Annotated in this window: 8 protein-coding genes; 3 read left to right on the top strand and 5 right to left on the bottom strand. The window is 68.3% G+C overall.

Annotation, left to right across the window (positions count from 1 at the left end):
* The first annotated feature begins 731 nt into the window (after positions 1-731).
* Positions 732-6,662 (top strand): tandem-95 repeat protein, encoded by a 5,931-nt coding sequence (locus tag J2X09_RS24560; protein WP_310309625.1) that lies wholly within the window; start codon positions 732-734, stop codon positions 6,660-6,662.
* Positions 6,663-6,698: 36 nt separating this feature from the next.
* Here J2X09_RS24560 and J2X09_RS24555 read toward each other — a convergent pair whose 3' ends face one another.
* From J2X09_RS24555 to J2X09_RS24535, 5 genes are all read right to left on the bottom strand, one after another.
* Positions 6,699-7,667, bottom strand: a complete 969-nt coding sequence (locus tag J2X09_RS24555) for a PDR/VanB family oxidoreductase (protein ID WP_204735460.1) — start codon at positions 7,665-7,667, stop codon at positions 6,699-6,701.
* Between the two features lie 10 nt (positions 7,668-7,677).
* Complete coding sequence (locus J2X09_RS24550; protein ID WP_204735461.1) at positions 7,678-8,706, bottom strand: Rieske 2Fe-2S domain-containing protein; 1,029 nt, start codon at positions 8,704-8,706, stop codon at positions 7,678-7,680.
* A 41-nt stretch (positions 8,707-8,747) separates the two neighbouring features.
* Entirely contained in the window at positions 8,748-8,972 is a 225-nt protein-coding gene (locus tag J2X09_RS24545; protein WP_204735462.1) for a recombinase-like helix-turn-helix domain-containing protein, read from the bottom strand.
* Between the two features lie 19 nt (positions 8,973-8,991).
* The gene (locus J2X09_RS24540; protein ID WP_204735463.1) at positions 8,992-9,966 is read right to left on the bottom strand and encodes a VOC family protein; all 975 of its coding nucleotides are present in this window, start codon (positions 9,964-9,966) and stop codon (positions 8,992-8,994) included.
* Positions 9,967-10,275: 309 nt separating this feature from the next.
* The gene (locus J2X09_RS24535) at positions 10,276-11,154 is read right to left on the bottom strand and encodes a transglutaminase-like domain-containing protein (protein ID WP_204735535.1); all 879 of its coding nucleotides are present in this window, start codon (positions 11,152-11,154) and stop codon (positions 10,276-10,278) included.
* An 85-nt stretch (positions 11,155-11,239) separates the two neighbouring features.
* Between J2X09_RS24535 and J2X09_RS24530 the strand changes: the two genes are divergently transcribed.
* Positions 11,240-13,798 (top strand): FtsX-like permease family protein, encoded by a 2,559-nt coding sequence (locus tag J2X09_RS24530; RefSeq protein WP_204735464.1) that lies wholly within the window; start codon positions 11,240-11,242, stop codon positions 13,796-13,798.
* A 41-nt stretch (positions 13,799-13,839) separates the two neighbouring features.
* Positions 13,840-14,919 (top strand): lipocalin-like domain-containing protein, encoded by a 1,080-nt coding sequence (locus J2X09_RS24525; RefSeq protein WP_204735536.1) that lies wholly within the window; start codon positions 13,840-13,842, stop codon positions 14,917-14,919.
* Position 14,920: the final 1 nt, after the last annotated feature.

Genomic DNA, 14,920 nt, shown 5'->3' with positions numbered 1-14,920 from the left:
TGCTCAATGGTGGCGAATTGTGCGGGCGTAATCTCCATGCCCGAGATTGTCCGACGAGATCGCCACGATCGCTATTAGTGTTAACACGCCCTAGTCCTCTCAGAACGTATTTGGCAAGGTACACGGTCACGTACGAAATCTACCCCACCAACACCTACAAGAAGTAACCGGGAGTACGCGCTATGGGAACCGCTATCACGGGCCACCTGACGCCTGAAGAAGTCGCCAAACTGCAAGCTGGCTCAGCCACGATGGCTGCAGCCGGTGCCAGCCTGCCGCCTCCCGTCAGGCCATTTGTTTTCTTGGCTGCCTTTGATGGCACCAATAACAACAAGGATGACTTGGCTCTGTCTGGCAGTCCGTATCAGACCAATGTGGCGAATGTTTTTGGGCAGGCTGAAATCGCAAGAGCGACCAATCCCAATTTGGCTGTTGGCTACTACCCGGGCGTAGGCACAGGCGGCGAAAACGGCGGTCTGATTGCAGCTGCATTCTCACCAACGTCGGCCGTGCATTTCGCTGCAGAAAAGGCCCTTGCTGAATTCGCGGTTGCAGCAGATAAATACCTTCGTGACAACCCCAGCGCCACCTACGCCGACATCTCCGCCTCAGTCGTAGGCTTCAGCCGGGGTGGCATCACACCCATTGTTTTTTCGCAGCTACTCAATGAGCGGGGGCTTGTGCTTCCGGACGGAAGGGTGGTCGCGCCCCCAGGGGTTCTGGTCTATGGCATGGCACTCATTGACCCTGTGAAGTCAGGCATCGAAGGCAACCTGGCCATTCCCCCCAATGTCAAGGGCGACGTGTTGGCCGTCGTCGCGAATCGCGAGGACCGGGACTATTTTGAGTCTGCGGATTTCAGCGCCGATGCGCGCGTGGTCAAGGTGAACGTTGACACCAACCATGTGGGCTCCGGGGGCGGCTACGACAAAAACGGCACCGCCGCCGCCGTGCTGGAAGGCGTCACCGGCTACTTGCAAAACCAGGGCGCGCAGGTGGCCGATGTCCCCCCTGAAAACCGGTTCGACCCCAGCCAGCCCCCAGCCACCTACTCGGAGGCCTACCAGGTGGCCCGCAACGGCGACATCCTTACCAACGAAGACGGAACCCCCAAGACGCGCTGGCCCGTGGCGGGCACACCCGATGAGCGTGAGACGGTTGCCATCCCGCCCCCAGAAGACACGCACGATCCCCGAGATCCGTATTCAGTCGACGCCGTCAATGGCAGTGATCTGCAGAGCGACCAGTACCGGGGCATCGACCTGCAGAAAGTTTCCCACTCCGACCTCGTCAGCATGTTGTCGCCCGAAGCCAGGCCCAACCTCGGCGGCGCCTACGGCTACGGCCAGCTCAACGGGTTCGACATCCTCCCCCTCAACGAGACCAGCAGCTTCCTGCTCAACAGCGAAGGCGACATCGTTGGCGAGATGAACCTGCAGGCCGATGGCACGCTGCAGCTCAAGAACCTCAGCGGCGGTGCCGTCTACGTGGTGGGAGATCGGGTGCTCACGCAAGCCGAGTACGACGCGGCGCAACGAGCCCAGACCGAACAGCAAGCCCAGCAAGCGGCGACTGCCATCGGTCTGATGAACAGCATCATCGGCCTGCAGCACTGGGATGCGATGAGCGACCTGCAACGCACCGCTGCGCTGGTGAGCATCTACAACACGGTCGACGTGCTTAGCGGCGGTGACGCACTGCCCGGCAACCTGGGCGCGGCCGCCGGCATGCTCGGCCTGCTCAATGCGCTGGACCAGGGCAACGTCGGTGCGGCCATGGTCTCGGGCATTGCGCTGGTCAACAGCCTGACCAACGGTGCCGCCAGCGCAGCCATCGGCAGCGCGCTGGGCATCAACGCCACCAACGTCATCCCCGGGCTGAACCTCATCCTGGCCCTGGACAGTGGCGACCCCGTCTCCGTCATCGCCGCCGCCTGCGCCTTCATCCCCGTCTACGGCCAGATCATCGCCGCCGTCATCACCATCTGCAACGCGATCTTCGGTGGCGAAGACATCCCCATGAGCGAAGGCGCAGCCCACGCGCAGTGGGACGCGGACGGCAAGCTGCAGATCGTCACCGACCAGGACGAACACGGCGGCGGCCCCACCGCACAGGCCTGGATGAGCGCGCTGGCCCACGGCCTGCAGGATGAGCTCGCGCGCCACACCGACGAACACGGCGCCCCCCTCTACGGCCTCATCCCCAACCTGCTGCCCACCATCGGCTTCAAGCACGACCCCGACGGCTTCAACTACGGCAGCGCCCAGGGCCATATGTTCCTGAGCTGGGTGGATGACAACGGCGTGACCCAGACCCGCTACTACGACGGCGCGGGCAACAGGAACGACGGCACCGGCCAGACCCTGGCGGGGGACTTCATGGCGCACGCCATGGACGCCATCGCCCCGGCCTGGGCCGTGCAGACCACGCTGGCGCACTGGCAGGCTGGCAGCGGCATCCACCTGCCGACGCAGAAGGCCAGCCTGCCGCAAGAGAGCGGGGATGGGGTGTCTCAGGACGGCCCCTCTCAGAACGGCATCACCCAGACCCTGCAGGTGCTCACCCTGGGCGTGCCCGGCTTCGAGCCACCGCCTCCGGTGCACAGCCTCATCGACGTGGACGCCGACGGCTACCTGGAGGCCACGCAGTGGGTGCAGGCCAACCAGGCCATGCTGGCCATCGACGTGAACGGCGATGGATACATCGGCGCGGGCGAGCTGCTCAACCTGCAGGGCAACCAGGGGGACGGTGCCGCGTTCAACAACGTTCACTGGCTCGACGCCAACCAGGACGGCCGGCTCGACGCCAGCGACCCCGCCTTTGCCGCGCTGCGGCTGTGGATGGACGTCAACGGCGATGGCATCAGCCAGAACAGGAGCGGCAACGAAGCCCAGAGCCTCACCCAGGCCGGCATCACCGCCATCGACTTCGCCGCGAACCCGCCCAGCGTGACCTACGCCGACGGCAGCACCCGCCCCCTCACCGCCCAGATGCTCACCGCTGACACGCGCGGCGTGGCGTACCGGCTCACCGAAGGTGGTCTGCTGGAGACCAGCGAGCAGGCCGATGGCTCGGGGGTGACCGTGCTCGCCGCGGTGAACACCCGTGCGTTCGACGGGATGGACGGCCATGTGCACGGCGGGCAGGTGGATGCGGGCAGCGCTGCTGCCGAAGGAGCGGGCCGTGCGCCGGTCCTCATCGATGTGGGCGATGACCGGGTGACCCAGGTGGAGGGCGCCGCCGTGGCCTCCACCGTGCCCGTGCAGACCTCCACCGAGGTGGGCGTGGGGGATGCACGGTTGACGGACGCCGGCGCCGGCTCGGTGCGATCGGGCCAGGGCAAGCCCGTCTTCGTTCCGGTCGGTGCGCTAGCCGGTGCATCAACAAGCGCATCAACAGGCACAACCACCCAGGCCGGTCAGGCCTCACAGGCCCTGCTCCAGGGTGCGCCGTCTCCCCTGGGCACAGGCGGCCTGGACCTGAGCGCGCTCACGGCGATCGCCCTCGGCGCGGGCGCGGTGCAGTGGCCCCAGGTCGTCTCGGCAGAAGAACCGGACGCGGCGGCTTCCATCGCGTCCCCCACCAGCGCGCCCGCCACCAGCCAGCCCACGGTGGTGACACCGGCGGCCACGGGCGCGCCGCTCTCGCTACCCACTTCGCTGCTCCCCACCGGCGCGGCCACCCCGATCGACACACCGGCATCGGCAGCCCTGTCGGCCCCGGCGGCCAGCACCGCCGCCGGCCAGCCCACGCCTGCCGGCCCAGTCTTCACCCATGTCCACTCTGCCGGCTCGGCCACGACCGCCTCGCCGCACCCATCTTCCGGCGCCATTGCCGCGCCCGAGGCCCTCCCCGGCAGCGGGCTACCGTCTTCCGAATCTCCCCTGCTCGTGGCCCCCAGCGTCAGCGGCGAGCACGCCCAGGGCGACGAGGACACCGTGCTGCGCTTCTCCGAAGCCTCCCTGCTGGCCAACGACAGCACCCTCAACGCCTCCACCACGCTGCGCATCAGCGCGGTCTTCGCCCCCGTGCACGGCAGCGTGGCCCTGCTCACCGATGCCCAGGGCGAGGTGCACATCGCCTTCCTGCCCGAGCCCGACTACCACGGCCCCGCCGCCTTCAGCTACACCGTCACCGACCCCTACGGCCTGAACCGCAGCGCCACCGTCACCCTGGACATCGCCCCCGTCAACGACGCGCCCGTCGCCCGCACCGACCACGCCAGCGGCGACGAAGACCACACCCTCCTGTTCACCCCCGCCAGCCTGCTGGCCAACGACAGCGATGTGGACAACCCGCACGCCGACCTGCGCATCGTCTCCGTGGACAACGCCACCCACGGCACGGTCTCGCTCACCCCCGAGGGCGCCATCCGCTTCGTGCCCGAGGCCGATTACTTCGGCGCGGCGCAGTTCACCTACACCGTCTCCGACGGCGCCGGCGGCTTCACCGTGGGTACCGCCAGCCTGACTATTGCCCCGGTGAACGACGCACCGCGCCTGGTGGGCGAAGCGCTGGCCGTGGACGAGGACACGCAGCTGCGCATCGCCACCGCCGCCCTGCTGGCCAACGACACCGATGTGGACAACCCCCACGCGGACCTGCGCATCACCGCCGTGGGCGACGCCACCCACGGCAGCGTGCAGCTGGTCGATGGAGAGATCGTGTTCACCCCGGCGCTGGACTTCTTCGGGCCGGCCAGCTTCAGCTACACGGTGGACGATGGCGCGGGTGGCCTGAGCCAGGCCAGCGTGGCCCTGACCTTCCACCCCGTCAACGACGCCCCGGTGGCCAGCGGCGAGCTCATCTGGGGCAAGCGCGACATCGCCTACACCCTCACCCCGGCGGCCCTGCTGGCCAACGACACCGACGTGGACACCCCCCACGCCGACCTGCGCATCGTCGAGGTGGCCAACGCCCAGCACGGCTCGGCCACGCTGCACCCCGATGGCCGCGTGAGCTTCGTGCCCGAGGCCGGCTATGCCGGGCGCGGCTCGTTCGACTACTGGGTGCAGGACCCCCAGGGCGCGCGCAGCATGGCCACTGCCCAGATCGACTTCTCGCGCATCAACCAGACCCCCACGGCCACCGACGACAGCTTCACCGGCTACGAGGACGTGCCCTTCGTCATCGCCTCGGCCCAGCTGCTGGTCAACGACGCCGACACCGATACCGACACCACCCAGACCGCCCCATCGAACACCGGCCTTCGCGTGAGCGCCGTGGCCGACGCCACCCACGGCACCGTCTCGCTCGACGCCCAGGGCAACGTCACCTTCGTGCCCCACGCCGACTTCCACGGCACCGCCTCCTTCCGCTACCAGGTCTCGGACCCCGAGGGCGCCTCCACCTGGGCCCAGGCCGTGCTCACCGTCCAGTCCGTCAACGACGCTCCCGTCATCGAGGACATCTGGTACGGGCGGCCCATCTACGGCTACGAATTCAACGGCAACTCCGAATTCCCCGCCTACCTGCCCATCTACACCGAGAGCCGGGCGGCGTTCATCCACTCACTGGATGATCTGAGGAATGCCAGTGGCGGCATCGCCACCGCCAGCTACTACCTCAACGGCCACATGCGGCCCATGGCGTTCGACCTGAATGACCTCAACCTCTACGACTCCGAGCAGGGGCTCATCGGCTCCATGGACGACCCCTTGCGCCAGAACGGCACCGTGGTCGCCTTCGACCCCGATGGCGACTCCACACAACTGAGCTTCAGCATGGGCACGGGCCCCGTGCACGGCCATGCCTGGGCCAACCGCTACCTGCCCGCCGACGCGCTCGACATTGTCGACCCGGCCCAGGTACCGGCCGCCTCGGTCACCGAGAACGGCGCCTGGCAACACCTCTCCCACCGCGGCGACACCTACGACGGCAACGACCCGTTCACCATCACCGTCACCGATGGGCAGGGTGCGTCGAGCACTGCCACCATCAACGCTACCCACAAGGGCTCCTCCCCCGCCGGTGGCGGCTGCCCCGTCGCCATCGACCTGGCCAACGACGGCATCGACCTCATCCGCCCCGAGGACTCCAACGTCTTCATGGACATCAACGACGACGGCTGGCGCGACCGCATCGGATGGGCCGCACCCGCCGACGCCATCCTCGTGCTCGATGCCAACCGGGATGGCCGCGTCGACATCGACCGCGAGGTCAGCTTCGTCGACCACCTGCCCGGCGCACGCACCGACCTCGAAGGCCTGGCCGCGCACGACAGCAACCACGACGGCTGGATCACCGCGGCCGATGACCGCTGGAAGGACTTCGGCCTCTTCCAGGACCGCAACGCCAACGGCGTGCAGGACGAGGGCGAGTTCGTCTCGCTCGACGACGCAGGCCTGCAGGGCATCTCCCTCACCCGCGAGGGCACGCCCGCGATGAACCAGGGCAACATCGTCTTCGGCACATCGCAGGTGCAGTGGGCCGATGGCAGCACCACGCGCGCGGGCGACGTGATGTTCGCCGGCGATGGCGTGCCCATCCCCGAGGCCGCACAGATGGCATTGCTCTTTGCGCAGTACGCGGCACTCCCGCCTTCGGGTGCGAGCGAAGCCGCCACCGTCTTTGTGCCCGCTGCCCACGACGACCCCGCCGATGCGTGGGTCGCGGCGGCGGCCGCCAGCGCTATGGCCGGCGCAGGGATGGGAAATGCCTGATGAAACGCCCTGCCTGAAGAGGGCGCGCTCGGTCGTTCAGAGGTCGAGAACCAGCCGATCGCTCTTGCAACCAGAGACGCAGACCATCATGACCTTGTTGGTCGCGCGCTCGGCGTCGGTGAGCACCATGTCGCGGTGGTCGGGCACGCCTTCGAGCACCTTGGTTTCGCACGAACCGCAGATGCCCTCCTCGCAGCTCCAGGGGACGTCGGCGTTGATCTCGATCAGGCGCTTGTGCAGCGTGGTTTCGGGGGTGACCTCGAAGGTCTGGCCGCTGCGCTTGAGCTCGACGGTAAAGGTCGTCCTGGCGTCGATGGCCGCGGCCACTTCCACGGCCGCGAAACGCTCGATGTGCGCGTTGATGTGGCCCAGGGCAACGCAGGTCTTCTCGAAGTTGTCGAGCATGACCGTGGGGCCGCAGGCGTAGTAGTGCTCGCCGCTGGCCGGTGCGCGACGGCCCAGCAATTCGGTGAGGTTGGGCGGCCCGCCCTTCTCGTCGTCGAAGTGCCAGGTGACGGGCACGCCGAGAGCCTCGATCTCGGCCGCGAAGGCCGCGCTCTTGCGCGAGCGGGCGAAATACAGGAATTCGAAGCTGTGGCCCTCGTCTTTCAGCCGACGCGCCATGCACATCATGGGCGTCACGCCGATGCCGCCGGCCACCAGCACCGAGTGCGTGGCCTCTTCGTGCAGCGGGAAGTTGTTGCGCGGCGCGCTGATGGTGATGGGCATGCCGATGCGCAGCTGTTCATGCACGCAGCGCGAGCCGCCCCGGCTGGCGCGGTCCTTGAGAACGCCGACCACGTAGCGGCCGCGTTCCTTGCAGTTGTTCGACAGCGAGTAGCTGCGCACCATGCCATTGGGCAGATGCAGGTCGATGTGCGACCCGGCTTCGAAGGGCGGGAATTCCACGCCCGGTGCCGGGCGCAGCTCCACGCTGATGATGTCGTCGGCTTCGTACCGGAGGGTATGGACCCAGGCTTGCAGTGTGTTGGCGTTGTTGCTCATCCCGCGATTCTCACACGGGCCTGTCCAGCTGCGCCTTCGCGAGGTTTCTCAGGTGGCGGCGCAGGCGCACGATGCCCATGTCGTGGGCGTACAGGTGCTCGCGCTTGTTGGCGTCGGGCTCCATGTTCTCCACGGCCACGCGGTCCTGCTCCAGCACGTTCCAGTGGCGTTCCTCCAGGCGGTTCTTGTAGAGAAAACGCCAGGCGTCGCGCTGCCAGCCGGTGACGCGGCGGCAGCGCCAGTGGAACACGCCCGAGGTGCGGTTGTTGATCGGCGTGTAGCTGCCGATGATGGTGAAGTTGCCGCCGGGGCCGCCGGTCTTGGGGTAGGGAATCTCCAGGCGCATGACGTGAATGCCCAGGTCCATCCACTCGGTCCAGTCGAAGTTCACGCCGCGCTGGCCCTTCTTCTCGAAGCAGAAGCCGTTGGGGATGTCGCGGATCTGGAACTCGGCCTCGCTCGCGCCCTCGCTCATGGTGTGCGACTGCTTGTGCAGGTACACGCCATGCATGGGGTCCATCACGTTGTCGATCACGTAGCGGTAGTCGCCGCCCCATTCGGTGTAGCAGAGGAAGTGCGACCACTCGGGTGAGGTCAGTTCTTCGGGCAGCTGCAGCGGCGGCGCTGCGTCCAGGATGGGGTTGCTGGCGTTGTAGAGAAAGATCGCGCCGGCGGCTTCGGCCGTGTGGAACATGCGCGCAGGGCGCGAGCCTTCCAGCTTGCAGCCGGGGCTGCCGGGCACGCGCGTCACGGTGCCGTCGCAGCGCACCTCGACGCCGTGGTACGGGCAGGCCAGGCGGTCGCCCAGGTTCACGCCGAGCGAGAGCGGCGCGCCGCGGTGCGGGCAGTGGTCTTCCAGTGCGTGCACCTGGCCGGTGGCATCGCGCCAGATCGCGATCTTGTAGCCCAGGCGGCGCAGCGAGATCGGGCTGTCCTTCACGAAGCCGGACGGGCAGACCGGAAACCACAGGTCTTTGAGGCCGACTTCGAGGACGGCATCGACCGGATCGAGATGAACGTTGATGACAGAGGTATCCATGGACGTGTCTCCTGGCGTGGGCTGGGGTCGGGTGGCGCGGTTCAGGCGCCGAGGCGGGCCATCTCCTGCTGGAAGGACTGCTCCGTCCAGCGCTGGCCGTTGGGGCCGGAGGGACCCGCGTCGTTGAGGTACTTCACCAGGCCTTCCAGGTCGTGGATGCCTTGCGCGTAGGCGCGCTCGATCGAGTCGCCCAGCAGGCCTTCGTACGAGGTGGGCGGCGCGGTGCGCGACTGGTGGGTCTCGTTGTACAGATCGGGGGTTCGCATGGCGGGGTCTCCTTCAATGTCATTCCGTGGGCGGCTTGGGCTTGTCGGTCATGAACTTGCCGCCCGGTGCGCCGGCATTCACCTGGCGGCGCGTGTTGCCGTCGATGCCGCCCTTGATGGCCCATTCGGCGAACACGGTGGGGCCGGGCGTGAATTCGCGCGGCTCCCAGTCGGCGGTGAGTTCGTCTTCGTCGGTGTAGTACTCCACCAGCGCGCCGGCCGGACTTTCGAAGTACCAGAACATGGCCGAGGAGATGGGATGGCGACCCGGGCCGAGCTCGGTGCTCCAGCCGCTGCGCGACATGTGCATGCCGCCGCCCACCACCTCGTGCAGGTCGCGCACGGAGAAGGCCACATGGTTCAGGCCCTTGCGCGGCTCCGGAGGTTGCAGCAGGAAGAGATCGTGGTGCCCGCCTTCCTGGGCGCAGCGCAGGAACAGGCCACGCTGCGGATAGCTGTCGGAGACGACGAAGTCCAGGTTGTCGATGTAGAAGGCGCCCGTGGCTTTGAGGTCCGTCACGAAAAACACGACGTGACCCACCTCGACCGGTGTGGCGCGGTCATAGGCCGGGCTGCGCTGGTTGCGGCGTGGGCGGTCGGTCCAGGTGTTGACGAGCGCGCTCTCGAGCTGCACCTCGCGCTTCTGCGTGAGCTGCAGGCGCACGGCCAGGCCGTTGGGGTCGGTGCAGCCGATGCGGCCGTCGGCGTCCACGAAGCCGGGCTGCGACTGCAGGCGCCCGCGATAGATCGCCAGACTCTCGGGCGTGTCCACCCCCCAGACCACCTCGCGCAGCGTCGGATCGGGTTCCACGCCGGCCGGCAGGCCGGGCTTGTCGGAATGGGCGACCACCACGCGGCAGCCATTGAGCGACTCGAACACCAGCTCCTGCGCGGACTCTTGCACCAGGGAAAGACCCCAGTCCAGAAAGAACTGGCGGCAACGCGGCAGGTCGGCTGCGCCGTAGGTGATCTGGTCAATGCCCAATACGCTCATCTGCAGTCCTTCAGGGCTTGCCCGCTGCGGCGGTCAAACGTTTCTTTAGTAAACCCGTGTTTCTTACTTGAAACGACTCGAATTCTACCGGCAAACGTCCAGCGTGGGAAGTGGCTCGCAGAGTAATTTGCTCGGCTATGCGTCAAAGGGGGTTCAAGCGCTCCGGGGGTACGACCCGCATCGCACGCCACGACGCGACCAGAGGCATCCAGGGTCCGGCTACGCCGGCCCGAGATGCCGTCCCCCCTCGAAGCGCCGAAGGCGCGCCACAGAGGGGGGAAGCCGCGTCAGCGGCGCAGGGGGGAGCGCCTATCCAGCCTGCCAGCCACCATCGGTGGACAGGGCGTCCGGCCGGTGCACGGGCATCAACCAGCCCTTTTGGGGATCGGTCTGGGCCGATATGTCGATGCGCGGCGGCTGGCTGCCCACCCCGCCGAAGATGGTCGCGAACGACACGTCGGCCGCGTCGCGTCCGGTGCCGATGCGCACAAAGCCCATCGGAATGGCCGTGCCGGAGGGATCGAAGAGATACCAGCGGTGGCCCACGTACGCCTCCACGTAGGCATGGAAGTCGGTCGGACCGAGAGCAGGATCGGCGCCGAAGTCGATACCGGTGGTGAACCGCGCGGGGATGTTGAGCGCGCGACACAGGGTGATCATGAGATGCGCGAAATCGCGGCACACACCCTTGCCGTCTTTCAGGGTGTCTATCGCCGAGGTGGTGGAGTCGCTGGCGCCGGATTCGAACCGCACCTGCTCATGCACCCAGTCGCGGATGGCCTGCACCCGCGTGTAGCCAGGAGGCATCTCGCCGAACAGCCGGTTGGCCTGTTCCATCACGCGGTCGGACTGGCAGTAGCGGCTGGGGTAGATGTAGGTGAGCACCTCCGGTGGCAACTGGGCCACCGGCGTTTCCATCACGCTGTCGGGCTGGGCCACGTGGTGCTCGATGTCCAGCGTGGCGCGGTAGCGCACCGTGAGCGGGCCCGCTGTGGCGGACAGGCGCAGCGTGCGCGTGCGCGTCACGGCGTCGGTGTGCATCAGCAGTGGCACGGGCTGGCTGACCAGCAGCTGTTCCCAGTCCACCGTCTGCTGCGGTGAATGCGCGGCCTGCACGTTGAAGATGAAATCAGCGCCAGGAGGGTGCACCTCGTATTGGAGATCGATCGCGAGATGAAGGTGGACCATGGAGGACATGATCCCATCTTGCAGGCCTCCGGTTCTCCTGTCGGTGCGCTGACCCACCGAGCAGGAGGGCTTAAGCTCCCTTTCCATGCGCGCATTGCTGTCCACCTTCTCTTGGCAGGAACTTCGCCACCATCCCTGGCGCAATGCCTCGGCGGTGGTGGCGGTCATGCTGGGCGTGGCGCTGGCCTTCGCGGTGCACCTGATCAACGCATCGGCACTGGCCGAGTTCTCCAGTGCGGTGAGTTCGGTGAACGGCCAGCCCGACGTGGAGCTGCGCGCGCGCCAGGGTGTGCTCGACGACACCCTGCTGGCGAAGGTCGCGGCGCATCCCGATGTGGCGCTGGCCAGCCCGGTGCTGGAAGCCACCGTGCAGGCCGCCGCGCCCCACGGCGAACGCCTGGGCGTGAAGCTGCTCGGCGTGGACGCACTGGTGGTGGCCGGCGTGTCGCCCGCGCTGATGCCCATGACCGATGCCCCGAGTGGCGACAACACGCGGCGGCGCTTCGACCTTTTCGCACCCGATGCGGTGTTTCTCAACGCCGCAGCGCAACAGGCGTTCGGGCAGGTGGCTGCCATCACCCTGCACAACGGCACCGTGCTGCGCGTGGCCGGCCGTGTGAACGCGCCCGGTGCGCCGCTGCTGGTGATGGACGTGGCTGCCGCGCAGGCCTTGACGGACCGCGTGGGCCAGCTGAACCGGATCGACCTGCGCCTGTCGCCGGGCGCCCGCGCCAGCGAGGTGATCGAGGCGCTGGGCCTGCCCACCCACGTGATGGCGCAACGGCCGGAGCAGTCGGGCGAGCGCGTGAGCAACCTCTCTCGCGCCTACCGCGTCAACCTCACGGTGCTCGCGCTCGTCGCGCTGTTCACGGGCGCGTTCCTGGTGTTCTCGGTGCTGTCGCTCTCCGTCGCCCGGCGGCAGCCGCAGTTCGCGCTGCTGGGCGTGCTGGGCCTGGCCCGCCGCGAGCGCCTGCGCCTGGTGCTGGCGGAATCGGCTCTGCTGGGCTTGCTGGGCAGCGTGCTCGGCATCGCGCTGGGCACGGCACTGGCCTCGCTCGCGCTGCGCCTGCTGGGCGGCGATCTGGGCGGCGGCTACTTTTCTGGCGCGACACCGCCCTTGTTGTGGAGCCCGCTGGCGGCCGTGGTGTACCTGCTGCTCGGCGTGGCGGCGGCCCTGGTGGGTGGATGGTGGCCGGCGCAAGCAACCGCCCGCATGGCGCCCGCGCTGGCGCTCAAGGGACTGGGCGCCCCTGTACGGCTCGGCGCGCACCGCCACATGCGGGCGCTCGGTCTCATGGTGCTGGCCGGCGTGCTGGCCTGGGCGCCTCCGGTGATGGGCATTCCGCTGGCGGCGTATGTGTCCGTCGGCCTGCTGCTGGTGGGCGGCATCGCCGCGCTGCCGCTGGCCGTGGGCTGGCTGCTGGACCGCCTGGCGCCCCACATCGCACGGCGGGCACTGCCGGTGCTCGCCGTGGAACGGGCGCGCCGGCTGCGCGAAACAGCGGCCGTGGCCACCAGTGGTGTGGTTGCCAGCCTGGCTTTGTCGGTCGCGCTCACGGTGATGGTGGCAAGCTTCCGCGATTCGGTCACGCAGTGGCTCGATGCGGTGTTGCCCGCGCAGCTGTATGTGCGCAGCGTGGGCGGTGGCGGTGACAGCAGCCACCTGCCCCCGGAATTCGTGAGGGCCGTCGCTCGTGTGGACGGCGTGGCCCGCGTGGACACGCTGCGCGCGACACCGGTGCAGCTTTCGCCCGAGCGCCCCGCGATCGCGCTGCTCACGCGCCCGCTGCACATGCCCACGGGCGGCGCCCTCAGCCTGCCACTGGTGGGCAATCCCCTGCCCGTGCCGGCGCTTGCACAGGGGGAGCGCGTGGTCACGGTGTATGTGAGCGAGGCCATGGTCGATCTGTACGGCGCCACGCCCGGCAGCTGGTTGCCAGCGCTGGCCCAGGCGTTCGCGGAGCCCCAGGTGCGCGGCGTGCGCTTCTTCGTGGCAGGTGTGTGGCGCGACTACGCGCGCCAGCACGGCAGCGTCGTGATGGACCGCGCCGATTTCGTGCGCCTCACAGGGGACGAACGCGTGAACGACCTCGCGCTGCACCTGGCCGATGGCACCGACGAAAACACCGTGCGCGAACGCATCCGCGCGCTGGCCGGGGCCCAGGGCACGGCGGACGGCATCGAGTTCGCTTCTGTCGCGCAGATCCGCGCCAACTCGCTGCGCATCTTCGACCGCAGCTTCGCTGTCACCGTGTGGCTGCAGGCGGTGGCCATCGGCATCGGCCTGTTTGGCGTGGCGGCCAGCTTCAGCGCGCAGGTGCTGGCACGGCGCCGCGAGTTCGGCCTGCTGGCGCACCTGGGGCTCACGCGCCAGCAGATCCTGGGCGTGGTGGCGCTCGAGGGCCTGGCCTGGACGCTACTGGGAGCGCTCGCCGGTCTGGCACTCGGCCTGGCCGTGAGCCTGGTGCTGGTGCACGTGGTCAACCCGCAGAGCTTCCACTGGACGATGGACCTCGTGCTGCCCTGGGCGCGGCTGCTCGCGCTGTGCGCGGCCGTGGTGGTGGCCGGCACACTCACCGCCTGGCTGGCTGGACATGCCGCCGCCAGCCGCGACGCGGTGCGCGCCGTGAAGGAGGACTGGTGAACCCGCTCCGCCGACAGCTGCTCATCGCATCGGCCGGGGCGATGGTGCTGCCACGCGCACCCGCGCAGGTGGTGCACACCCCGGGCAGCGCACTGCGGCCACGCCCACTGGTGTTCCCGCGCGACCACGGCACGCACAACGAAACGCGCACCGAGTGGTGGTACCTCACCGGCCACGCGCGGGATGCCACCGGACGCGATTTCGGCTTCCAGGTCACGTTCTTCCGCAGCCGCGTCGACGGCACGCAGAGCCTGCGCGGACCGCTGGCAGCGAAACAACTGCTGTTCGCCCACGCCGCCATCACCGACGTGAGCAGCGGCCAGTTGCTGCACGACCAGCGCATTGCACGCTGGAATGGCGAACCACCCACACAGACGGTGCGAGGCGTGTTCGCCAGCGCCGACGACGCGCACGTGGTGCTGCGCGACTGGTCCCTGCAGCGCATGCCCGACGGCCGCTACACCACCCGCGTGGTGGGTGACGAACTCGGCATCGAGCTGACCGCCGTGCCGGAGCAGGCCTGGTTGCTGCAGGGTGAGCAGGGCTTCTCGCGCAAGGGGCCGGAGCCTTCGCAGGCCAGCTTCTATGTGAGCCAGCCGCATCTGACAGTGAGCGGCACGCTCGCCGTCCAGGGACAACGCTTCGATGTGCGCGGCACGGCGTGGCTGGACCACGAATGGAGCGAGGCCCTGCTGCACCCCGACGCCGTGGGCTGGGAATGGATCGGCATGAACCTGTTCGACGGCCGCAGTCTCACGGCTTTCCAGCTGCGGCGCCAGGACGGCAGCAAGCTCTGGGCAGGCGGATCGTTCCGAGCCGCCGCCAGTGCGCAAAGCGCCACCGGCATCGACCGCTTCAGCCCGGGCGAGGTGGACTTCCAGCCGCTGCGCTGGTGGACGAGCCCGCTCACACGGGCACGTTACCCGGTGGAGTGGCGGGTGCGCACGCCGGGCGATGTCTACACGGTCAAGGCCGTGATCGATCCTCAGGAACTGGACAGCCGGGCGAGCACAGGTACCGTGTACTGGGAAGGGCTGTCGGACCTGATCGACAGCCACGGCAAGGCCGTGGGGCGCGGCTACCTGGAGATGACGGGGTACGCGCAGCGGCTGGTGCTTTGAA

It is taken from the genome of Hydrogenophaga laconesensis, from assembly GCF_031457235.1.
Lineage (GTDB): Bacteria > Pseudomonadota > Gammaproteobacteria > Burkholderiales > Burkholderiaceae_C > Hydrogenophaga > Hydrogenophaga laconesensis.
This window is presented reverse-complemented; position numbering and strand designations above follow the sequence as displayed.

What these genes read in the sequence shown, in the direction of transcription:
- J2X09_RS24535 (WP_204735535.1), bottom strand. Translation starts at nt 11,154, where the DNA reads ATGGTCCACCTTCATCTCGCGATCGATCTCCAATACGAGGTGCACCCT.
- J2X09_RS24550 (WP_204735461.1), bottom strand. Translation starts at nt 8,706, where the DNA reads ATGGATACCTCTGTCATCAACGTTCATCTCGATCCGGTCGATGCCGTC.
- J2X09_RS24560 (WP_310309625.1), top strand. Translation starts at nt 732, where the DNA reads ATGGCACTCATTGACCCTGTGAAGTCAGGCATCGAAGGCAACCTGGCC.
- J2X09_RS24545 (WP_204735462.1), bottom strand. Translation starts at nt 8,972, where the DNA reads ATGCGAACCCCCGATCTGTACAACGAGACCCACCAGTCGCGCACCGCG.
- J2X09_RS24530 (WP_204735464.1), top strand. Translation starts at nt 11,240, where the DNA reads ATGCGCGCATTGCTGTCCACCTTCTCTTGGCAGGAACTTCGCCACCAT.
- J2X09_RS24555 (WP_204735460.1), bottom strand. Translation starts at nt 7,667, where the DNA reads ATGAGCAACAACGCCAACACACTGCAAGCCTGGGTCCATACCCTCCGG.
- J2X09_RS24540 (WP_204735463.1), bottom strand. Translation starts at nt 9,966, where the DNA reads ATGAGCGTATTGGGCATTGACCAGATCACCTACGGCGCAGCCGACCTG.
- J2X09_RS24525 (WP_204735536.1), top strand. Translation starts at nt 13,840, where the DNA reads ATGGTGCTGCCACGCGCACCCGCGCAGGTGGTGCACACCCCGGGCAGC.